Genomic DNA, 19,104 nt, shown 5'->3' on the forward strand with positions numbered 1-19,104 from the left:
ACCGCTGCGCTCCCCTTGCCACCAACCCCTCCCCTGGTGTAGCCAATTCCCCACCTCAACGTCTTGAAGGAGGGCTGCGTGACTTTCGACCACCACCGTCAGCGCGGCCCTGTCTGTGCCCTGCGAGCTAGCTTGCAGGGCTGACCAGGGACGGTCCGGGTTTCTCCCGCTTCGATTTTTTGGTCTGCCCTTCGTGGTGCCGCTAGCCTGATGGCCAGCACGCGCACCGTCAAAGTGCATTGAGCCGGCCTCCGGCAAGACCAGAGAAACCCCACATGGCCCTGATCAGCCTCAAATCCCTAGGCGTCACCATGAGTGCGCCGCTCTTTTCCAATCTCGACCTCACCATCGGCGCCGGCGACCGTCTCGGCATCGTCGCCGCCAACGGCCGCGGCAAGTCGACCTTGCTCAAATGCCTGACCGGCGAGATCGAGCCGACCACCGGCGACATCACCCGCACGCGCGGTTTGCGCATCGGCCAGGTCGAGCAATCCGTTCCGCCTGCCCTCTTCGATCGTACCTTTTATCAGGTGGTTGCCGAAGCCCTGCCGGCCGAGCAGGCCGAAAGCGAACTGTGGCGTGTCGACGTGGTTCTGGATTCTCTCGACGTGCCCGAACCCATGCGCGAGCGGCCGATGTGCCCTGAGCGGCGGCTGGCAAAGGCTGGCGCTGATCGCTCGTGTCTGGGTCACCGACCCCGACGTGCTGCTGCTCGATGAGCCGACCAACCATCTCGATCTCGCCAAAATCAGCCAGCTTGAGACCTGGCTGAACACACTGCCGCGCGAGGTGCCGGTGGTGATCGCCAGCCATGACCGGGCCTTCCTCGACGCCACCACCAACCGCACGCTGTTCCTGCGCCCGGAGCAATCGCCGGCATTTGCCCTGCCCTATTCCAAGGCAAGGCAGGCGCTCGACGAAGTCGATGCCTCGACCGAGCGCAAATTCCAACGCGACATGAAGGTGGCACAGCAATTGCGCCGGCAGGCGGCCAAGCTCAACAATATCGGCATCAATTCGGGCAGCGACCTGCTGACGGTCAAGACCAGGCAGCTCAACCAGCGCGCCGAACGCCTGGAAGATGCGGCAGCACCTGCGCATCGCGAGAAAACGGCGGGCGCGATAAAGCTCGCCAATCGCGGCACCCATGCCAAGGTGCTGATCACGCTCGATGATGCGGCGGTCGAGACACCCGACGGCACGCTGCTGTTCAGGACCGGCAAGCGCCATATCTGCCAGGGCGACCGCATCGTCCTGCTCGGCCGCAACGGCGTCGGCAAGTCGCGCTTCGTCACCCTGATCCGGAATGCCATCGCCGAACCGGAAACCGTGCAGAGCGTCAAGGTGACGCCGTCGACAGTGCTTGGCTACAGCGACCAGGCCCTGTCCGGGATGAGCGGCGACGACACGCCGCTGGCGATGGTCTCGCGAAAATTCGACGTCGGCGAACAGCGTGCCCGCTCGCTGCTGGCGGGCGCAGGCGTCAGCATCGACATGCAGGAGCGCAGGATCGGCGTTCTGTCGGGCGGGCAGAAGGCGCGCCTGATGATGCTGGCGCTCAGGCTCGCCAATCCCAACTTCTACCTGCTCGACGAGCCGACCAACCATCTCGACATCGACGGCCAGGAAGCGCTGGAAGCCGAACTGCTGGCGCATCAGGCAAGCTGCGTGCTGGCCTCGCACGACCGCTCCTTCATCAGGGCGATCGGCAACCGCATCTGGCTGATCGAGAAGCGGCGGCTGACCGAAATCGACAGCCCGGAAGACTTCTTTCGGGAGGTGGCGGAAACGGTGGGTTGAGGGGTTGGCGGCTGGATGTCTTTTCGTATCACGTTGTGAGACGTTTCCTTGATTTCCGAAACGTATCATGCAATGGTACGTCCGTCGGGGACAGCAGATGATCCGTTCGTTCAAGGACAAGACCAGCGAGGCGGTTTCGAAAGGCAAGGCTCCGAAAGGCTTCCCCTCTGATCTTGTTCGTTCGGCTCAGCGCAAGTTGTTCATGATCGACAACGCCGCCGAGCTGGCGGATTTGAAGACGCCGCCCGGCAACAGGCTTGAATCGCTGAAAGGCAATCGTGCCGGTCAGCATTCGATCCGCATTAACGACCAGTTTCGCGTCTGCTTTCGCTGGGTCGACGGGCAAGCAGAAGATGTCGAAATCACCGACTACCATTGAAAGAAAAACGCCCCATTACTTTCGTAGGTCTCAAAATGCTTGACATCAACCCACCCATCCATCCCGGAGAAGTCCTCCGCGAGGAGTATCTTGTACCGCTTGGCCTGAAGCCTTACACGCTGGCCAAAAAGCTGCATGTTCCGCGCACGCGCATCGAGCGTCTTGCCAGCGAGACAACACCGATAACTCCCGACACCGCGTTGCGCCTCGCGAAGTTCTTTGGAACCACACCGCAGTTCTGGATGAATATGCAGACGAGCTATGACTTGGCTGTGGAGGGAGAAGCCAAGAAGGCCGATCTCGAAACGATCGGACCGCTGGATGCTGCCTAAGCCAGGCGGCGCCAGCAACAACGGCCTCGAGCCGCCTGTCGGTGTTGCGGCAAAAAAATTCGTGCGATCTGTCGGATCATGACCGCACGCCACGTCCTTGGGACGCCGACACGATGATGCCGGCTTCAACCAGGGAGAGTGCATCATGTCAATTCTGTCATCCATGGGCCGCATCGCGACCCGTTACTCGGCGACCCGCGCCCGTTACCGCAGCGAGCGCGCGCTGCTTTCACTGCCGATCGAATTGCGCAAGGACATAGGCTGGCCCGAAATCCTCGACGCGCAAAACGAACGTCGCCTTGCCATGGCAACCGCGTTGACCAAGGTAATATGAAGGCGACCACCGGCCCGCGGCCGGAGCGTTTGATCGTGGCGTTCGAAAAAAATCCGGCGGCCATGTAGGATTGCCGCCGCCTCGTTCGTCCTTTGGTTGGCAAGGCCAACCAAACCCAAAGAGGAGCAAGACATGAACGATCAGCCCCAAACCCAGCCCGCGGCGAAAGTCCTCGGCGGCTTGACGCCCTATCTTCAGCTGGATGGCGCCTTCAAGGCCGCCGAATTCTATCAAAAGGCCTTTGGCGCGGAGCAGGTCTTCTTCTACCCGCCGGACGAGCAGGGCCGCACCATGCACATCCACCTGCACATCAACGGCTCGACGCTGATGATCTCCGACTTCTACCCTGAGCACGGCATGTCCGCCGTGAAGCCGCAGGGCTACACAATGCAGCTTCACCTCGGCAGCGACGATATCGACGCCTGGTGGCAGCGCGCTGTCGATGCCGGCTGCGAGGTCGTCATGCCGCTGCAGGTGATGTTCTGGGGCGACCAGTGGGGCAACATGCGCGATCCCTTCGGTGTTGAGTGGGCGATGAACGCGCCTGTGAAGAAAGCCTGAGGAGGAGACCAAAATGTCCTATGTCGATGGGTTCGTGCTTGCCGTGCCCAAGGCAAATCTCGATGCCTACAAGAAAATGGCGCAAATGGCCGGCATCGTCTGGAAAGAGCATGGCGCGCTCGCCTATGTCGAATGCATCGGCGACGACGTGCCCTATGGCGAGGTCACCTCGTTCCCGCGCGCCGTGCAGGCCAAGGATGACGAGATCGTCGTCTTTTCGTGGGTCGTCTATGAATCGCGGGAAAGCCGCGATGCGGTGATGGCCAAGGTGATGGCCGACCCGCGCCTGAATGGAGACCTATCGACGATGCCGTTCGACGGCAAGCGCATGATCTTCGGCGGCTTCCAGCCCTTCATGGAGCTTTGACCCATCGCTTCGTCATCCTATGGCAGAGCAAGGAGCGAAGCGACGCGGCGCAGACCATGGGATCCATGCCGTGACCTAGAGGCGTTGCAACGGCGGAGAATTCTGCGCCGCTGCGTCCTTCGATCGAGGGCACGGAATGGATCCCAGGGTCTTCGCGACGGAGCTGCGCTCCTGCTTCGCCCTGGGATGACGAAGCTGAGATGCTTCGGCCAGTGACCAGCATGTCAATCGAGCCTGTCCAGCAGCGGCTTGAGCCGCTCGCCATAGCGTTTCCACAGATCGACCGAGCCCTGGTACATCGGCTGGCGCACCTGCGCGGCCGAGGCCGTACGCACAGGTCGGTCGGTTTCGTGGAACGACAGCACCCTATCGTCCCAGGGCAGGCCGAGATGGGCGATCAATGCCCGCGACTGCCCTTGCTGGTCGGCGACGAAATCCTCGTAGCGCACATCGTGCACGACACCGGGCAGCACGCTGCGCCAATGCGCCATGATGTCGGTGTAGAGATTGTGGAAGTCGGCGAGCTCGCCGAGATCGTAGCCGTAGCGGTGGCTGTCGCCGCGGAAATGCACCTTGTAGATCGACAGGCAGGTCGCCGCCGCATCGCGGGCGCAATGGATGATCCTGGCCTTCGGCAGCATCATGTGGATGAAGCCGACAAGCAGAAAGTTGCCCGGCATCTTGTCGGTGACATGGCGGACATGCGGATAGCGGGCGTGCAGCGTGTCGAGATAGGCCTGCCCGGCCTCGGCAAAATCCGCGTCGGCCACATCGGATACCCCCCAGGGAAAGCCACCCGGCATGGTCGACGGAAACTGCTTGCCGACCACCGTCTTCAAGATACTGAGCTCGCCCGCGCCATAGACCTGGGGATGGCTGGCGATGATCTGCTCGACCAGCGTCGTGCCCGAACGCGGCATGCCGACGACAAAGATCGGCGCGTCGTCGGCGATTGAACTCGGTCGGTGCTTTTCGAAGAAGCCAGCGTCGAACACCGACTTCATCGCATCGAATTCGGCCCGCGTCCTCACCGGATCATAGTCGATGCCCTTGCGGCGGATGGCATTGCCTTCGGCGAAATAGTCAAAGGCTCGTGGATAATCTTTCAGATCGTCATTGGCCTTGCCGAGGCCGAAGGAGAGCTGCATGCGCGCCAGGCTGTCCTGCGGCGCCTTGGCATGCTGTGCTTCCATGCCGGCAAGCTCAGCGTCGCGCTCCTTCTGGCGCTTGACCTGCGTCAGCATCAGCCAGGCTCGGGCCATGCCGGGATTGACTGCCAGCGCCTGGCGGAAAAGATCGGTCGCTTCATCGAGCTTGCCCTTTTCCATCAGCCCGACGCCCAGCCCGTGCAGCAGGTCGGCATCCTTCGGCCGGATCGTCAGCGCCTCGTGGAACACGGCGAGCGCCTCGTCGAGCCGCCCGGCCTCCTGCAGCGTTTCGGCAAGCCCGATGCGGGCGCGGACATGGAACGGGTTGCGGCCGATCGTGCCGCGATAGATCTCTTCGGCCTCCTCGAACTGGCCGAGCTGCTTCAGCGACGAGCCGAGATTGTCGCGCGCCGCGAGCTGGTCCGGCCGGATATCCACCGCGCCGCGGAAGAAATCGACGGCCGCAGCTATGCGGCCGAGATCGCGCATCACCGTTCCGAGATTGTTGAGGAAATCGGGATTGGTCGGCTGCAACTGCACCGACTGTTCGAGAAGATCCATCCCCTCGGCGCTGCGCCCGGTCTGATGCAGCAGCAATCCGAGGAAGTGCGCAGCGGCGGCGTGATTGGCCTTGCGCGCCAGCACCTGCCGGTAAATCGCCTCGGCTTCTTGCCGGCGTCCGGCCTGGTGCAGTTGCAGCGCCTGCTGCACATACTGGTCGAAACCTGGCGGTGGCCGGCCTCCAGTGCCAGACCTCGCGCCCGCGCCCGCCGCTCTTCTTTGATCTCTGTTGATGGGAAACCTGCCGTGTTTGTGCGCCTGTGGCGATCTAGGCCATCGGCGCGGCAGGTTCAAGGGTTTGCGGGCAAGCCTACCGGAAATCTGCCTGGGTCAGCACATACATGTTCTTGCGACCATGCGAATAAGCTTCCCGCGCGACATCCTGGATCGAGGAGCGCTTCGCGTCGAACGCGCTGAGATATTCGGCTTCCGCCCCGGTCGTGGCCGGACCTGCCGCCGAAAGCGCGGCAACCTCGACGAAGAAGGGCACTTCGAACATGCCGTCATGGCCGGTGAAACGAATACGCTTCGCCGCCGCGTCATAGGAGCGGCTGGGATTGGGGAAATTGAGCGTCATCATCGACCTCCTTGGCGGACGTCAGATCAGCCGGTTGCTTTCGGCAAGCTGGCGCGCCCGCCGCAGCGTGCCGTCGGTGTCGGCGATCTTTCGCCGTGCCGCTTCATCGCTTCTTATCGTCAACCGTGCCGACATGAGTTTTGGGAACTTGACCATCGCCTTGATTTTTACGGCCGGACCATCAGGTGTTTTCATGACTCTCATGGATTTTTGTCCTTTCCGTGAAAAATAAGTCCAAGCGCCAGAATAGTTATCCTAGCGATCTGAATAAGAAATTTTTGATATTGTTTTTACTTTAGAAGAATTCCTGAAAATTTATATAGGGCAAATTTCCGAATTAGTCGAATTTTCCCGGGAACTTTCTTGAATAAAACACAATTTTGGATTAACGGTATAAGATCGTTTTTTGGGTCAAGCTTGGCATCTCGCGGCGTCAGAGGTTTCGACCCGACAGACTCAATCCAAATCGCCGACACCATAATTGCCAATTCAAGGCGCGTGGGCGCATTTGTTTCCAGCGTGGCAGAGCGGAACCGCTTTCCCCAAGACGCCCAGGATAGAAACGTCGAGACGCAAAATGTCTAGTCGCACCACCCATTCCATCGCGCATTTCGAGGCACCTTTCGTGCTCGGCGGGCTGGAAGGAAGATTGCCGGCGGGAGACTACGACATCGACCACGACGAAGAGCTGATCGACGGCATGTCGTGGCCTGCCTGGCGCCGCGTCGCCACCTTCATCCATCTGCCGGCAAGGACGGTGAAAAGCGCGACCAGCCAGCTTGTCGCCATCGACTACGCCGAACTCGAAACCGCGCTGAGACTCGATAGGGAGAACGCCGCATGATCCGCTTCCAGCAGAATGCGCGCCCGCGCACCGACACGCCGGCGCATCTTTTCACAATTGGCCAGACAGTCCGCATGAAGAGCCGTACCGGCCTTGTCCAGAAGGCTGCGGAACTGTTCCAGATCAAGAGCAAGCTGCCGGTCAAGGACGGCTCGCCGCAATACCGCATCCGCAGCGACCAGGAGACCCATGAGCGGGTGACCACGGAAGACAATCTCGAAGCGGCCGACAATCCGGTCACTTGAGCCAGCACAGCAGGATTGCGGCGCCGCAACATGGAGGCAGCTTGAACTTCGTCGTCGAGTTCTATCGTTCGCGCAACGCCGACGAAGCGATGCTCGACAGGGTGCCGCTCGAAGCACCGAACCTGCGTGCCGCCCTGCACGGCGCCAGCGCGCTGTTCCACACGCTGGCGATGCCGCAAATCCCCGACCGTCTGCGCATTTCCGATGAGGACGGCAGTGAGCTCTACGCCGGGCCAGCGGATGGGACGTATTCGACGCTGGGTGAGTAACACTGCGCTCACCCGACCACGACGCGGATCGCATTAAAGGTCACGTAACGTCGAAGCCATATAAAGGTACGCTGGAACGAGTCTCGGTGCCCGTTCGGCGGGATTGCGCGTGAACCCGGCAGGTCATCGCCGGCCGAAGGCAGGAGGCGCATATGGACAGGCCGCGCATCATCGTGACCGCGGTGGTGTTGGCCTTGCTCGGCGCCATCGTGCCCATCGTGGCGATGTTCCACTTTTCGTGGGTCCTGGCGGTTCAGGAAGAACACGACCGCCTGGCGCTGTTCGCCAATCGCGCGATCGCCAGAGCCGACATATCCCTCAGGGATGCGACCGGCGCGCTGCGCGAGATCGACCGCTTCACCGGCGACCGCTGCTCGGTTGGCCATATCGCCCGCATGCGGCAACTCATCATCAACACGCGCTCGATCGAGGAGATGGGCTATTTCGAAAATGGCCTGCTCAAATGCACGTCCTGGGGGCTGACCGAAGGAAGGGTCGCGCAAACCGCTCCGGATTTCATCACGCGGGACGGCGTTGCCGTCACGGCTCGCATGCAGCCCCTGGCCAACCGGGACCATCCGCTGATGGCGCTACGCTACAAGGACTACAATGTCCTTGTCGATCCCATGCGCTTTGTCGACGTCGTCGTCGACCCCGACATTCAGCTCGCTTTGGCGACGAACAAGGGCGTCCTGCTCGGCACGCTGAATGGGCCCGACTCCGCCCGCATCGGCAAGATCATCGCCGGCACCGGCAAGGGCCTGGAGGACGGCCATCTGTTCGCCACCGCACGCGGGGCAGACTGGATCGCCGTCGCAACCGAACCGGAAAGCCAGATCGTGGACAGTGTGCGCAGACAGCGATTGCTGCTGCTTCCGCTCGGCGCTTTTATCGCCGCGTTCGCCATCGGCACGGTCGTCTGGCTGTCGCGACGGCGGCTGTCGCCGCTGAGGGAATTGCAGATCGCCGTACGCAAGCGCGAATTCATCGTCCACTATCAGCCGATCGTCGAACTCAGGACCGGCAGATGCATCGGAGCGGAAGCTCTGGTGCGCTGGAGGCGCCCGGACGGCTCGCTGGTGCGGCCCGATCTCTTCATCCCGCTGGCCGAAGAGAGCGGCCTGATCGCGGCGATCACGGACCAGGTGGTAGCCCAGGTGGTTCTTGACCTGAACCGGCTCCTCGTGGCCAATCGTTCCCTCCACATCGCGATCAATCTCGGTCCCGCCGACGTCGAAACGGCAAGGAACCTTCCCGTCATCGAAAAGGCCCTGCAGCACACGGGAATTCGGCCTCGGCAGATCTGGCTGGAGGCGACGGAGCGCGGTTTCGTCAATATCGATTCAGCGCGCTCGACCCTCATCCGCGCTCGCGAGCTTGGTCATGCGGTGGCGATCGACGACTTCGGCACCGGCTATTCCAGCCTCTCGCATCTCGAAGGACTGCCGCTCGATGCGCTGAAGATCGACAAGTCCTTCATCGACACGATCGCCACGAATTCCGCCACCAGTTCCGTCACGCCGCATATCATCGACATGGCCAAGACGTTGAAGCTGAAGATCGTTGCCGAAGGCGTCGAGACGCAGGCGCAGGCCGATTATCTGCTGGAGCACGAGGTCGACTATGGCCAAGGCTGGCTGTTTGCCAAGCCGATGCCCGCGGCCGAGTTCATCGCCTATTGCCGCAAGATGGAACAGTCGGCGTAGAGCCAGCCACAAGGGTGCCCAGCCGATAGATGGGCAAGCCCTATCTCCAGATGGGCAAGCCCTATCTCCCCCAGCACGGGGGAGATAGGAGAGCCGTGCCCTCAGCAGGGGCCGTTGTCGACCACCCGGTAGTCGGCGGCGCGGGCCTCGCATGCATTGGGGAAGGTGCGCAGTTCGCCACGGCGGCGGGCGCAGACCGGGGCATATTCGCGCGTGCAGAATGTCTGCTCTTCGCCACCGCCACCACCACCGTCGCGGCACTGGCCGTCGCGGATGATGCGGTATCCGGCCCGCTCCGCAAGGCAGGCATTGGCAAAGGTCTGGCGGTCGCCGCCGCGCCGGGCGCAGACCGGGTCATACTGTTTGGTGCAGAATTGCGGTCCAGGCCTTGGCGGATGGTACCCCGGTCCTTCATCCACCACCACTGCGGTACAGGCTGCAAGAACGGCCGACAACAACAGTACGGCAAAACCCTGCCGCGAAAAGATTGCCGCAAGAAATCTCATGACCATACCTCCCTCGAGCCCCCGCTCCGCGCGCAAAACGCGCTCCGCTCTGGCGCATGACGCCGAAAATCTATCTTTTTCGGAAAGGAACATGCGCAAAAATCAAACTGCCAGCAGCGATCCTCGCCATTCCGCCGACAAATGCAATCCCCGTTTTTGGGCGGCTCCCGGAAACATCCGACACGTCGCGGATGCCGCCTGGACAGCTTTTCTGGACCATGCGTGGTCGGGTTCTGGCCGATGACCGCGCAAACACCCGGGTCTATCGATGCCATGCGTCGGGTCGCCGTCTGGGCGGCCCGCGGCGCTATCTTGCAACCATCACGTTTCCGTGCGATAAATTTTGTGTTCGGGCATTTGCGACCCGGAGAGCGGAACGTTTTGGACGACCTTTCCCCGATACTGTGAATCTCTGACGGCCCCGTTTTTCGGCGGGGGGTTTGACCATGCGCCAATGCATGACTGCCGAAAGCAACCACCGGGACTTGCCCACGGCGCCAGGCGGCGGGCAAACCACAAGACTGACACGGGTGAAGGAGTTTCCCCAATGGCCCAGACCGGCACCGTTAAATTCTTCAACGCTACCAAAGGCTTCGGCTTCATCACGCCAGACGGCGGCGCCAAGGACGTGTTCGTCCATATCTCGGCGATCGAGGCTTCGGGCCTGCGCACTCTCGTCGACGGCCAGAAGGTCACTTTCGACGTCGAGCCCGACCGCATGGGCAAGGGTCCGAAGGCGGTCAATCTCCGCGCGGCCTGAGCCGTCGGACGTCGCAACTCCGTTCGGACACGCGAAACGTCCATGAGCCTCTCCACGGGCTACGCCGGCTTCCAGAGCCGGATCCGAGTTTTCGAAGGCGCGACGGTCACCGTCGCGCCTTTTTCATATCGGGGACGGCAAGTTTCATATCGAGGACGGCGAGCCAAAATGCCCGCGAAAACTTTCTCTTGCCGATAGCGCTAAAATAAAGGACAAATTTCCAACCGGGCATTTGCCGGCCCGAGACTTGACTTGATGGGATCAAAGGAGCTTCCCATGCCGCAGACCGGCACCGTCAAATTCTTCAATCATGCCAAGGGCTTCGGCTTCATCACGCCGGATGATGGCGCAAAGGATGTCTTCGTCCATATTTCGGCCGTGCAGGCGTCGGGTCTTCCCGGTCTTGAGGATGGGCAGAAAGTGACATTCGACACCGAGCCGGACAAGCGCGGCAAGGGTCCGAAAGCCGTTAACCTGTCGGTCGGCTGAGCCGGCTCAAGACAGCCTAACGGCTCCCGCGCTAGAGGCTCGCTCCGCATGAGCGCGCGATATTTGTCGTCCGTGCCGCGGCCGATCGCCTGATTTCGGCCCGCCAACTTCGTTCAGCCCCCGTTCAGCCACGGTCTCCTATTAATCTTCGGTAAAGCCGGACCGCATCCCCACTGCCGGGCCGGCACGAAGGAGATCGACATGAACCGAATTTTCAAGACTGCCATCCTGTCCGCCGCCGTCGTAGCGACCACGTTGGCGACGTTGCCTGCGGCCAGCGCCGGTGATTGGCGTCACCAGCGCCACTATCGTAGCCATGGCCATGGCGATGCTGTCGCCGCTGGCGTCCTCGGCCTCGCGGCCGGCGCCCTGATCGGCGGCGCGCTCAGCAATCCGCAGCCCCGCTACTACGATCCCGGCTATGACGATTATGGTCGCTATCCGCGGCCGGCCCCGGTGCGCCGCTACTATGTGGAACCGCGGGTCGCCTACAATGAAGGCTACGCCGAGCCATGGACCCGTGGCTGGTACGAATACTGTTCGGATCGCTACCGGAGCTTCAACGCCCGCACGGGCACGTTCACCGGCTATGACGGCGAACAGCATTTCTGCACCGCAAACTGAGGCATGTCGCCCAAAAGTGCACAGCGGTTTTGGGATAACGACATGCACAACGACAAAGCCTTGAGACGCGAAGCGCCTCAAGGCTTCCCTGCCCCAAACAAAAGCGCTGACCGCAAGGCCAGCGCTTTTTTGTGTCCGGCTCTCCAACCAAGTTGGCCCGCCAGGGTGTGTTGAGATTCAGGTCAGGCTGAGTCGAAAATGGTGGGTTCCGAGAACCGGCCTACGCCGGCCGTAGCCTTCATAGCACGGAGGCGCCTATGAGGGCTTCGGCCGGCGAAGGCCGGAGCGGAGCGTACTTAAAGTACGTGAGCACCGGAAGCGCAGGAAGCCGCCGTTTGCAGGCCGGCCTCACCTGAATATCGGCACACCCTAGACCAGGAACGGGTTGCTCCGCCGCTCCTCGCCGAAGCGGCCGCCAGGCCCATGGCCGCAGATGAAGCCGATGTCGTCGCCAAGCGGCAAAAGCTTGTTTTTGATCGAGGCAATCAGTGCGGCATGGTCACCGCCCGGCAGGTCGGTTCGCCCGATGGAGCCGCGAAACAGGACATCGCCGACATGGGCGAATTTGGCCGCGCGGTTGTAGTAGACGACATGGCCCGGCGCGTGACCGGGGCAATGGAAGACCTCAAACGCGTGCTGGCCGAACGAGACGGTGTCGCCCTCGTTGAGAAAACGGTCGGGCACGCAATTGCGGACGGCATCGGTGATGCCGTAAAGTTTCGCCTGGCTCTCGAGATTGGCGAGCAGCGGACGGTCGGCCTCATGCGGGCCGACAATCTCTACCCCGAGCGCCTCCTTCAGTTCCATTGCACCACCCGCATGATCGATATGGCCATGGGTGATCCAGATCGCGCCGGCGGTGATGGCATTCTCCTTCAGCACTGCCAGCACCTTGTCGATGTCGCCGCCCGGATCGACGACGACGCCTTGTTTGTCGTCCATGTCGAAGAGGATGGTGCAGTTTTGCTGGAAGGGCGTGACCGGCACGATACCGGCATTGAGTTGACCCATGATCGTCCTTTCGCGGTGGCGTCCATGATGTAGTGCATGTCGCGCAAAAGTGTGCAGCGGTTTTGCGATTACGACATGTATAAAAACTAGAGCCTGAAGCGTGTCGCGTGAATTTCGTTCAAGCGGTGTGCTTTAGGGACACAAGTGACTGGCGCCCACCGTCATGACAAACCGGGCTGAAATGGAAATGGGCGGCCGAAGCCGCCCATTGAAAGCCCGAAACCGCCAAGCTTATTTCTTCATCGCATTCATGACCGCGCCGATGATGCCGGTCAGAATGGCGCCGCCACCGGCACCGCCGATGATGTTCTGCAGATTGAGCGCGCTGCCCAATCCGTCCGTCGCCGCTGCTGCCGCTGCCGGGTCGACTGCGCCGCCGCCGAGCAGGCTACCGAGGATGGCCGCGCCGCCGACGCCGCCAACGGCGCCACCAAGGATCTTGGGAAGCTGACCCATCGCCGCCGTCTTGATCGCCGCGCCCACCGCCTGACCACCGATGATACCCGTAATCACCTGAATAATGATCGGAAGAAGCGTGTTCATGTCCATAGTACCAGTCCCTCCATAGCTGCCAGCCTCCCGGGCCGACAGCATCATGAGACGCCGAATTGGACGAAAGTCAAATGCAGAAGTGCTTAAATAAAAGAGGCGGCCCGAAAACCGCCCCTACTTGTAAAAAAAGCTGTGACTTTCGTTATTCTGCGGCGATCGCATGCTTGGGTTGAACGGCAGCAGAATAGTCATTCATCAGCGTCTTGGCAATTTCGCCAACCTCGAATCGGTACGGACCGATCTCCGAAACCGGCGTCACCTCGGCTGCCGTCCCGGTCAGGAAACACTGCTCGAAGCCTTCCAGCTCTTCCGGCATGATGGCGCGCTCGATCACCTCGAGGCCGCGATCCCCGGCAAGGCCGACGACCGTACGACGGGTGATGCCGTCGAGGAAGCAATCGGGCTTCGGCGTGTGGATCTTGCCGTCCTTGACGAAGAAGATATTGGCGCCCGTTGCTTCGGCGACTTGCCCGCGCCAATCGAGCATCATGGCGTCGGCATAGCCCTTGGCTTCGGCGGCATGCTTGGACATGGTGCAGATCATGTAGAGACCGGCGGCTTTAGACTTCGACGGCGCGGTGCGCGGATCGGGGCGGCGCCACTCCGCCACATCGAGACGGATGCCTTTCAGCTTCTGCGCGGGGTCGAAATAGCTCGGCCACTGCCAGATGGCGATGGCGCAGTTGATGCGGCTGTTCTGCGCCGAAACCCCCATCTGTTCGCTGCCGCGCCAGGCGATCGGCCGCACATAGGCGTCCTGGAACCCTTGCTTCTTCAGCAGCGTGCGGCAGGCGTCGTCGATCTCGGCAACCGAATAGGGAATCTTGAAGCCGAGGAGGCGTGCCGATTCATGCAGGCGCTCGCTATGCTCGGTCAGCTTGAAAATCTCGCCGCCATAGGCGCGCTCGCCCTCGAACACCGCGCTGGCATAGTGCAGACCATGGGTCAGGACGTGGATCTTGGCGTCGGCCCATTTGACGAACTCGCCGTTGATCCAGATAAAGCCATCCATTTGGTCGAAAGGAACGGATGCCATGATAACCTCCCGCGGGCGACGGCCCGCATATCATTGTGTCGTTGCGTTTTTCGTGTCGGCCGCGCCGGGCGGCCCCATTTCTCAAAGCATAGAGTGCCTCGAAGCGTAAGCGGATATTTGAGGTCTGGCAAACTCAGGAAGTTCCGGAAAAACGGACCTCCCTTGCCTTTTCGTTCGCAATCCGCCGAAAAGCTTGTCAAAAATTACCATCGCCGGAAAATTACGTCAATAGTACTGACATAATTTCCTGTTTCCATCGGAGAAATGATGACGGATCGCAGCCACCCAGCCGGAAAACCGATAAGGACGGCGATCGCCGACGAGGACGGCATCGACTTCGCCATCATCGAATTGTTCTTCTTCGCCTATCGCGATTTCACCTCGGATCCTGACCAGATCCTCGCCGATTACGGGTTCGGCCGCGCTCATCACCGGGTCCTGCATTTCGTCAACCGCAGGCCGGGTCTGACGGTTGCCGAATTGCTCGATGTCTTGAAGATCACCAAGCAGAGCCTGGCGCGCGTGCTCAAGCAATTGATCGACACCGACCATGTCGTGCAATTGCAGGGTCCGCGCGACCGCCGGCAGCGCGAACTTTACCCCACCGCAAAGGGCCGCGCCCTGGCGCTGGCGCTGGCGCGGCCACAGTCGCGCCGCATCCGTGCTGCATTGGAAGATTCCGGAGCCAGCGAGCGCGCCTTGATCGAACGCTTCCTGGAGGCGATGGTCAATCCGGAACTAAGGGCGCAGATCGACATTGTGCCCGCAAAAATGTCAGGGAAAAGCCATGGAGACCATTGAAAAGGTTGATCAGCCGGCAGCACCGGACGACGATGCACCGCATCTGCTGGTGGTCGATGACGACACCCGTATCCGCAATCTTCTCAAGCAATATCTGACCGAGAACGGCTTTCGCGTCACCGTTGCCGGAAATTCCGGCGAGGCGCGGCGCAAGCTCGCCGGCCTCGATTTCGATCTGCTCGTGCTCGATGTCATGATGCCGGGCGAAACCGGCGTCGACCTTACCAAGGCGCTCAGAGCCGAAAAGAACGTGCCGATCCTCATGCTTACCGCGCTGTCGGAAACCGACAGCCGCATCACCGGGCTTGAGGCGGGCGCCGACGACTATCTGCCGAAGCCGTTCGATCCGCGCGAATTGATCCTGCGCATCAACAACATCCTGCGCCGCGGTGGCCCGGCGACGACGCCGAAGGTCGAGCAACTGGTCTTCGGCCCTTACACGTTCCAGATCGCCCGGCGGGAGCTCAAGCGCGGCGGCGAGGCCCTCAAGCTGACCGACCGCGAACAGGAGATCCTGGCGATCTTCGCGGCGCGAGCAGGCGAGACGATCCCGCGCCATGAACTTGTCGGCGATGATTCCGAAGTTGGCGAGCGCACGATCGACGTGCAGATCAACCGGCTGCGCCGCAAGATCGAACGCGACCCGTCCAATCCGGTCTGGCTGCAGACCGTGCGCGGTATTGGGTATCGGCTCAGCGTGGAATAGCCGTTCGTCGGGTATGCGTTATCAATAGCTTACGGGTAAAATTGTCAAACCAATGAGTTTGGTTTGACAATTTTTGTTCCCGCTCCGTGCTCGGCGATAGCATTCATCGCCTCGTGCGCCAGGCGTATCTGGTCGACCGCCTCGGTGTAGCGAACGATCTCATGGTTCCGGTCTATCGAGTTGCATCACCGCTGATCATTGGCATTGAAGAATCACTGACCGATATGGTCCTAAGGCGGGCTTATCGCGAAGAGGAGTCATCATCCGGTTGGCAGTCTCGCCGATAATGGCAACCGGCCGTGCGCCTGATGGAAGTGAGAGGTTCACCGCTGACGGCGTCAGATTTGCAACAAGGACACGGACATCGTCCTCACGACGATATCCTATGGCGGCTACGCCTGCGTGGTCGACCGAAATCTGGTAACGCTCAGCTCCAGCTGCTGCCGCCAGTTCAGCGTGCACTGCCTGGATAGGACGACGAGCTCCCGTCGGACCGAGCAAACCGAACCAACCGGTCGGGGACGCGATTGCAAGATGATCGACGCCCGCTGCAGAAGCCTGTGCCGCGGCGCCGACAGCAAAGGCCGCTCCGAATAAGGCGCCGTGCCGGGGGTCCTCGCCTGCAGCGGCCATTCGCACACGGGCAGGATTTGGAGCCACGCTCTGTCCGTAGGGATTGTGGCGCATGCCGATCGTGCAGGGTCCGAGCCAGATCGGCTTTCCCGGGCACAGGCGTCGCGCCGTGGCGACGACGGAGGGATAGACGCTCAGCGTCTCCATGACCGACAGATCGTCGGCCGCGTGCACGACGGCGGCATTGCCGAAGAAAATGAAATCAGCCTCGCCCGTCGGCGGATTGCGATTGAACTCGGTGAACAGGGACGGCGTGCCGGCGCCGATGGCGGCGGCGATCCCGCTCGCCCGGAGAGCAGTCACCAGATCGCTGATCGGGCGTTCGCCCGGAGGCACCAAATTGGAGGATCGTGTCTTGAACTCGCGTCGTGGCGAAACCAGCACGGCGCCAGGTTCGATTTCCGACGATCGGATCGCGTCGGCAACGGCCTTCGCTTCGATGCCGGGATCGATGGCGTCCAGGATTACCTCAATCGCGAGGCGCGCGCCTGTCGCGGCGGCAAGGCTGGCAGCCCTGCGCAAGACTTCCGCGTCATGGCCGCGCGCGCTGTCGAAGCGAATGATGACATCCTGCGCGGCACCGAGCAGCGCCGCGCCAGCCAGCGCCGATGGCAGATCGTCCGGATCGAGGAACAAGGCCATGGACGGCATCCGCCCGACTGGCCCGCCAAGCGTCAGGGTAGCGGTTCCGGCGATTTCAGGTCGGCTCACCAAGGCCTCGGCTTCGATGGAAACCGTGATGCGCTGGATGTCTTTTGCTCCCTTGGCGATGACATAGGGCCGCGGCTTCGACAGCGGACGGACATAGGTCTTGAAGGAGGCGTCGGTCCAGTTGCGTTGGTCTTCCATCTCGAAGGCGTCGCCTTCCATGGCGACGGTGCAGGTGATGCCGGGTGCCGGCTCATGCGTCAGCGCGTTGATGTCGAAGGCCGGCTGGTCGGGGCTGATCGCATCGGGAAAGACCGTCTCCTCGATCCGCCCGTCGCTATGTCGGATAATCAGCCGTCCGCCCGCGGCCTCCGAGGGATGCAGCACGACGAAACCGGTGCGATTGGTCGGGAAGTCGCTGAGCGCCACTCCTTCCGCCTCCAAAGTCAGCGCGCCGGACGCTTTGCCTGTTATCTTCATCCGGTAGGAGAAGCTGCCCTGCGGCCCGGCGCAGAGCCCGTCATAGGCGACCTCGAACGCCCCCTGGTCTTGCTCTATCGTGAGGTTCGTGAGCTCGGCCTTGTAGGTTCCCCATGAGGCATCGCGCGCCAGGTAGTTTATCGCGCGCACCACTTCGACGCCGGCGAAGGAGATCGTACGCAGATTGCCGTCTTCGAGGATCGCGGTCAGCGGTCCGGCGGTGAGCGTCCGGCGCTCGGCAACCGGCTCGTCGGTACCGAACAGGTCGAGGGTGGCGGCTTGCCCGCTCACATCGGTTCCCTGATCTTGGCGTTTTCCTGCACGGAATAGGCGAGCACAGTCTTGCTGATCACGAGTTCGCGCGAGCGTTGATCGAACTGGCGGAAATGCTCCGAGCCAAGATGGAGATCGAAGGCCGCGCGATCCTTATAGATTTCATAGAGGAAGACCTGCCTTGGACTTGCCGCATCCGCTGGTGTCAGCACATCGAAGCGCAGACAGTCCGGCTCCAGCTTTACGGAAAGAGCTGCGTTCTCGGCGACCAGCCGATGGAATTCTGAGAATGCCCCTTCAAGCAATTCGAACGCAACGGTGATCGCAAAGGCAGTGGCGCCCAAGCCTTCCTTTGCTCGTTTCGACGCCTTATCCGGACCCGATGTCATTGCGCCCTCCGGTCACTTGAGACAGCGGCGGCGCTTGCCTTCCGCTGCGCCGGAACAATCGCCCGGTGTTCTTCTGCCGCGCGGTATGCGGCGTCAACCAGTGCGTATGTCCTGAGATTGTCACTTCCCGAGGTCTCGGCGGACACGCCCCGCCGGAGACAGCCGAGAAAATGGCGGCAGGCAACGAACGCGCCCTCCTGGGTGACATGCCAGCGATCGCTGGTCCATGAGCGCAGCGGAGAGCCAATGTCTTCCTCGGTCGTTGCTCCATTGCTGGTAACCCGCATGCGCGAGCCAGGAAGAACGATGATCGACCCGTTGTCGCCTTCGATCTCCACCAGCGTTTCGGGGAACGGATCGGGGTCGCGTCTCGCCTCATATGTGCACTCGACGACGCTGACAGCGCCGCTGCGATGGCGCAGAAGCATCGTGGCTGTGTCCTCGGCCCGCACCTTGGGATTGCGGCGCTGCATTTCACAGGAGATGCGTTCGACTTCGCCCAGGAAGAAACGTGCGAGGTCGAGCACGTGGATGCCCACATCGGCGATCGCCAAACGTTCCTCGTCATAGAAATAGGGTTGCGTGCGATAAACATCGAAACCGGTGCGAAACATTATCCGAGCCCAACTCGGCGTGCCGATGGCGCCACTGTCAATGACACGGCGCACATGCCGCATTGGCGTCTGGAAGCGGAAATTTTCATGCACCGCCAACCACACTCCAGCCTTTTCGGCTGCGTCGACGATGGCGACGCAATCCTCCCAGGCTGGAGCAAAGGGCTTTTGCACTATGGCGGCGACGCCTTTGCCTATCGCCAACTCGCAAAGCGCCCGGTGCGTGTCGTGGCGGGTCACGATATCGACCGCATCGAGCCGCTCGGTCCCGAGCATGGTTGCGGCATCCGTATAGGAAGTAACGCCGAAAGTTCGACCGGCTGCTTGTGCCTTGCCTGGATCGACATCACAGACCGCGGCAAGCACGGCGCCTTCGCCGACAAGGTCTTCCCACGCATGCAGGTGGTTCTGTGCGTAGAAGCCGCAGCCGATGACCCCGATGCGGATCCCCCTCGCCAT

The 19,104-nt window shown here is 61.6% G+C and carries 24 protein-coding genes and 1 pseudogene; 16 read left to right on the plus strand and 9 right to left on the minus strand.

Translation table 11 applies throughout. The features are described 5' to 3' along the window. The first annotated feature begins 275 nt into the window (after positions 1-275). The 6 genes and pseudogenes from AC0L2H_RS00430 to AC0L2H_RS00455 all read left to right on the plus strand — a co-directional run bounded on the left by AC0L2H_RS00430 (position 276) and on the right by AC0L2H_RS00455 (position 3,773). Positions 276-1,800, plus strand: a pseudogene (locus AC0L2H_RS00430) (ABC-F family ATP-binding cassette domain-containing protein). A 97-nt stretch (positions 1,801-1,897) separates the two neighbouring features. Further along, a complete protein-coding gene (locus AC0L2H_RS00435; RefSeq protein ID WP_473588354.1) occupies positions 1,898-2,179 on the plus strand; it encodes a type II toxin-antitoxin system RelE/ParE family toxin in 282 nt (93 codons plus the stop codon). Positions 2,180-2,214: 35 nt separating this feature from the next. Next, entirely contained in the window at positions 2,215-2,511 is a 297-nt protein-coding gene (locus AC0L2H_RS00440; protein WP_473588355.1) for a HigA family addiction module antitoxin, read from the plus strand. Positions 2,512-2,656: 145 nt separating this feature from the next. Next, complete coding sequence (locus AC0L2H_RS00445) at positions 2,657-2,845, plus strand: hypothetical protein (RefSeq protein WP_473588356.1); 189 nt, start codon at positions 2,657-2,659, stop codon at positions 2,843-2,845. Between the two features lie 132 nt (positions 2,846-2,977). Beyond that, entirely contained in the window at positions 2,978-3,406 is a 429-nt protein-coding gene (locus AC0L2H_RS00450) for a VOC family protein (RefSeq protein ID WP_107649785.1), read from the plus strand. Between the two features lie 13 nt (positions 3,407-3,419). After that, entirely contained in the window at positions 3,420-3,773 is a 354-nt protein-coding gene (locus AC0L2H_RS00455; protein WP_107649784.1) for a DUF1428 domain-containing protein, read from the plus strand. Positions 3,774-3,997: 224 nt separating this feature from the next. On the opposite strand, the gene AC0L2H_RS00460 is transcribed toward AC0L2H_RS00455, so the two are convergent. Further along, the gene (locus tag AC0L2H_RS00460; RefSeq protein ID WP_473588357.1) at positions 3,998-5,632 is read right to left on the minus strand and encodes a tetratricopeptide repeat-containing sulfotransferase family protein; all 1,635 of its coding nucleotides are present in this window, start codon (positions 5,630-5,632) and stop codon (positions 3,998-4,000) included. A gap of 160 nt (positions 5,633-5,792) precedes the next feature. Beyond that, on the minus strand, positions 5,793-6,059 hold the full coding sequence (locus AC0L2H_RS00465) for a DUF1488 family protein (protein WP_473588358.1): 267 nt from the start codon (positions 6,057-6,059) through the stop codon (positions 5,793-5,795). Between AC0L2H_RS00465 and AC0L2H_RS00470 the strand changes: the two genes are divergently transcribed. From AC0L2H_RS00470 to AC0L2H_RS00490, 5 genes are all read left to right on the plus strand, one after another. Next, complete coding sequence (locus AC0L2H_RS00470) at positions 6,049-6,291, plus strand: hypothetical protein (RefSeq protein WP_473588359.1); 243 nt, start codon at positions 6,049-6,051, stop codon at positions 6,289-6,291. The genes AC0L2H_RS00465 and AC0L2H_RS00470 overlap by 11 nt on opposite strands. Before the next feature lie 345 nt (positions 6,292-6,636). After that, the gene (locus tag AC0L2H_RS00475; protein ID WP_473588360.1) at positions 6,637-6,903 is read left to right on the plus strand and encodes a hypothetical protein; all 267 of its coding nucleotides are present in this window, start codon (positions 6,637-6,639) and stop codon (positions 6,901-6,903) included. Continuing rightward, positions 6,900-7,148 carry a hypothetical protein gene (locus AC0L2H_RS00480; RefSeq protein WP_473588361.1) on the plus strand — a complete coding sequence of 83 codons (249 nt, stop codon included), beginning with the start codon at positions 6,900-6,902 and terminating at the stop codon, positions 7,146-7,148. Before AC0L2H_RS00475 ends, AC0L2H_RS00480 begins: the two co-directional genes overlap by 4 nt. A 41-nt stretch (positions 7,149-7,189) precedes the next feature. After that, a complete protein-coding gene (locus AC0L2H_RS00485; protein ID WP_473588362.1) occupies positions 7,190-7,417 on the plus strand; it encodes a hypothetical protein in 228 nt (75 codons plus the stop codon). Between the two features lie 152 nt (positions 7,418-7,569). After that, positions 7,570-9,123, plus strand: a complete 1,554-nt coding sequence (locus AC0L2H_RS00490) for an EAL domain-containing protein (RefSeq protein WP_473588363.1) — start codon at positions 7,570-7,572, stop codon at positions 9,121-9,123. Between the two features lie 101 nt (positions 9,124-9,224). Here the strand turns inward: AC0L2H_RS00490 and AC0L2H_RS00495 are convergent, their stop codons facing one another. Next, the gene (locus AC0L2H_RS00495; protein ID WP_473588364.1) at positions 9,225-9,629 is read right to left on the minus strand and encodes a Kazal-type serine protease inhibitor family protein; all 405 of its coding nucleotides are present in this window, start codon (positions 9,627-9,629) and stop codon (positions 9,225-9,227) included. 547 nt (positions 9,630-10,176) lie between these two features. Here AC0L2H_RS00495 and AC0L2H_RS00500 point away from each other — a divergent pair. The 3 genes from AC0L2H_RS00500 to AC0L2H_RS00510 all read left to right on the plus strand — a co-directional run bounded on the left by AC0L2H_RS00500 (position 10,177) and on the right by AC0L2H_RS00510 (position 11,502). Then, the gene (locus tag AC0L2H_RS00500; protein ID WP_006202520.1) at positions 10,177-10,389 is read left to right on the plus strand and encodes a cold-shock protein; all 213 of its coding nucleotides are present in this window, start codon (positions 10,177-10,179) and stop codon (positions 10,387-10,389) included. Positions 10,390-10,665: 276 nt separating this feature from the next. After that, a complete protein-coding gene (locus AC0L2H_RS00505) occupies positions 10,666-10,878 on the plus strand; it encodes a cold-shock protein (protein WP_008877668.1) in 213 nt (70 codons plus the stop codon). A gap of 201 nt (positions 10,879-11,079) precedes the next feature. After that, on the plus strand, positions 11,080-11,502 hold the full coding sequence (locus tag AC0L2H_RS00510) for a BA14K family protein (RefSeq protein ID WP_473588365.1): 423 nt from the start codon (positions 11,080-11,082) through the stop codon (positions 11,500-11,502). Positions 11,503-11,871: 369 nt separating this feature from the next. Here the strand turns inward: AC0L2H_RS00510 and AC0L2H_RS00515 are convergent, their stop codons facing one another. The 3 genes from AC0L2H_RS00515 to AC0L2H_RS00525 all read right to left on the minus strand — a co-directional run bounded on the left by AC0L2H_RS00515 (position 11,872) and on the right by AC0L2H_RS00525 (position 14,101). Then, on the minus strand, positions 11,872-12,513 hold the full coding sequence (locus AC0L2H_RS00515) for an MBL fold metallo-hydrolase (RefSeq protein ID WP_473588366.1): 642 nt from the start codon (positions 12,511-12,513) through the stop codon (positions 11,872-11,874). A gap of 231 nt (positions 12,514-12,744) precedes the next feature. Beyond that, on the minus strand, positions 12,745-13,062 hold the full coding sequence (locus tag AC0L2H_RS00520) for a hypothetical protein (RefSeq protein WP_473588367.1): 318 nt from the start codon (positions 13,060-13,062) through the stop codon (positions 12,745-12,747). A 145-nt stretch (positions 13,063-13,207) separates the two neighbouring features. After that, the gene (locus tag AC0L2H_RS00525; protein WP_473588368.1) at positions 13,208-14,101 is read right to left on the minus strand and encodes a branched-chain amino acid aminotransferase; all 894 of its coding nucleotides are present in this window, start codon (positions 14,099-14,101) and stop codon (positions 13,208-13,210) included. Between the two features lie 267 nt (positions 14,102-14,368). Between AC0L2H_RS00525 and AC0L2H_RS00530 the strand changes: the two genes are divergently transcribed. Together AC0L2H_RS00530 and AC0L2H_RS00535 are read left to right on the plus strand one after the other, a co-directional pair. Further along, positions 14,369-14,902: a MarR family winged helix-turn-helix transcriptional regulator gene (locus AC0L2H_RS00530; RefSeq protein WP_473588369.1), complete on the plus strand. Its 534-nt coding sequence runs from the start codon at positions 14,369-14,371 to the stop codon at positions 14,900-14,902. Continuing rightward, positions 14,889-15,608 (plus strand): response regulator, encoded by a 720-nt coding sequence (locus tag AC0L2H_RS00535; protein ID WP_107649772.1) that lies wholly within the window; start codon positions 14,889-14,891, stop codon positions 15,606-15,608. Before AC0L2H_RS00530 ends, AC0L2H_RS00535 begins: the two co-directional genes overlap by 14 nt. A 195-nt stretch (positions 15,609-15,803) precedes the next feature. Here the strand turns inward: AC0L2H_RS00535 and AC0L2H_RS00540 are convergent, their stop codons facing one another. The 3 genes from AC0L2H_RS00540 to AC0L2H_RS00550 are packed head-to-tail and all read right to left on the minus strand — an operon-like array spanning position 15,804 to position 19,104. Continuing rightward, positions 15,804-17,660 (minus strand): D-apionate lactonase family protein, encoded by a 1,857-nt coding sequence (locus AC0L2H_RS00540; RefSeq protein ID WP_473588370.1) that lies wholly within the window; start codon positions 17,658-17,660, stop codon positions 15,804-15,806. Further along, positions 17,657-18,031: a putative quinol monooxygenase gene (locus AC0L2H_RS00545; protein ID WP_107648267.1), complete on the minus strand. Its 375-nt coding sequence runs from the start codon at positions 18,029-18,031 to the stop codon at positions 17,657-17,659. Before AC0L2H_RS00545 ends, AC0L2H_RS00540 begins: the two co-directional genes overlap by 4 nt. Beyond that, on the minus strand, positions 18,028-19,104 hold the full coding sequence (locus AC0L2H_RS00550; protein ID WP_473588371.1) for a Gfo/Idh/MocA family protein: 1,077 nt from the start codon (positions 19,102-19,104) through the stop codon (positions 18,028-18,030). Before AC0L2H_RS00550 ends, AC0L2H_RS00545 begins: the two co-directional genes overlap by 4 nt.

This window comes from Mesorhizobium sp. WSM4871 (genome assembly GCF_055811295.1).

Bases quoted from the DNA above. Each gene is read 5' to 3' on its own strand.
- AC0L2H_RS00450 (WP_107649785.1), top strand. From the start codon at position 2,978: ATGAACGATCAGCCCCAAACCCAGCCCGCGGCGAAAGTCCTCGGCGGC.
- AC0L2H_RS00440 (WP_473588355.1), top strand. From the start codon at position 2,215: ATGCTTGACATCAACCCACCCATCCATCCCGGAGAAGTCCTCCGCGAG.
- AC0L2H_RS00505 (WP_008877668.1), top strand. From the start codon at position 10,666: ATGCCGCAGACCGGCACCGTCAAATTCTTCAATCATGCCAAGGGCTTC.
- AC0L2H_RS00465 (WP_473588358.1), bottom strand. From the start codon at position 6,059: ATGACGCTCAATTTCCCCAATCCCAGCCGCTCCTATGACGCGGCGGCG.
- AC0L2H_RS00515 (WP_473588366.1), bottom strand. From the start codon at position 12,513: ATGGGTCAACTCAATGCCGGTATCGTGCCGGTCACGCCCTTCCAGCAA.
- AC0L2H_RS00525 (WP_473588368.1), bottom strand. From the start codon at position 14,101: ATGGCATCCGTTCCTTTCGACCAAATGGATGGCTTTATCTGGATCAAC.
- AC0L2H_RS00545 (WP_107648267.1), bottom strand. From the start codon at position 18,031: ATGACATCGGGTCCGGATAAGGCGTCGAAACGAGCAAAGGAAGGCTTG.
- AC0L2H_RS00435 (WP_473588354.1), top strand. From the start codon at position 1,898: ATGATCCGTTCGTTCAAGGACAAGACCAGCGAGGCGGTTTCGAAAGGC.
- AC0L2H_RS00490 (WP_473588363.1), top strand. From the start codon at position 7,570: ATGGACAGGCCGCGCATCATCGTGACCGCGGTGGTGTTGGCCTTGCTC.
- AC0L2H_RS00530 (WP_473588369.1), top strand. From the start codon at position 14,369: ATGACGGATCGCAGCCACCCAGCCGGAAAACCGATAAGGACGGCGATC.
- AC0L2H_RS00510 (WP_473588365.1), top strand. From the start codon at position 11,080: ATGAACCGAATTTTCAAGACTGCCATCCTGTCCGCCGCCGTCGTAGCG.
- AC0L2H_RS00455 (WP_107649784.1), top strand. From the start codon at position 3,420: ATGTCCTATGTCGATGGGTTCGTGCTTGCCGTGCCCAAGGCAAATCTC.
- AC0L2H_RS00550 (WP_473588371.1), bottom strand. From the start codon at position 19,104: ATGGCGAGGGGGATCCGCATCGGGGTCATCGGCTGCGGCTTCTACGCA.
- AC0L2H_RS00475 (WP_473588360.1), top strand. From the start codon at position 6,637: ATGTCTAGTCGCACCACCCATTCCATCGCGCATTTCGAGGCACCTTTC.
- AC0L2H_RS00535 (WP_107649772.1), top strand. From the start codon at position 14,889: ATGGAGACCATTGAAAAGGTTGATCAGCCGGCAGCACCGGACGACGAT.
- AC0L2H_RS00480 (WP_473588361.1), top strand. From the start codon at position 6,900: ATGATCCGCTTCCAGCAGAATGCGCGCCCGCGCACCGACACGCCGGCG.
- AC0L2H_RS00495 (WP_473588364.1), bottom strand. From the start codon at position 9,629: ATGAGATTTCTTGCGGCAATCTTTTCGCGGCAGGGTTTTGCCGTACTG.
- AC0L2H_RS00445 (WP_473588356.1), top strand. From the start codon at position 2,657: ATGTCAATTCTGTCATCCATGGGCCGCATCGCGACCCGTTACTCGGCG.
- AC0L2H_RS00500 (WP_006202520.1), top strand. From the start codon at position 10,177: ATGGCCCAGACCGGCACCGTTAAATTCTTCAACGCTACCAAAGGCTTC.
- AC0L2H_RS00520 (WP_473588367.1), bottom strand. From the start codon at position 13,062: ATGGACATGAACACGCTTCTTCCGATCATTATTCAGGTGATTACGGGT.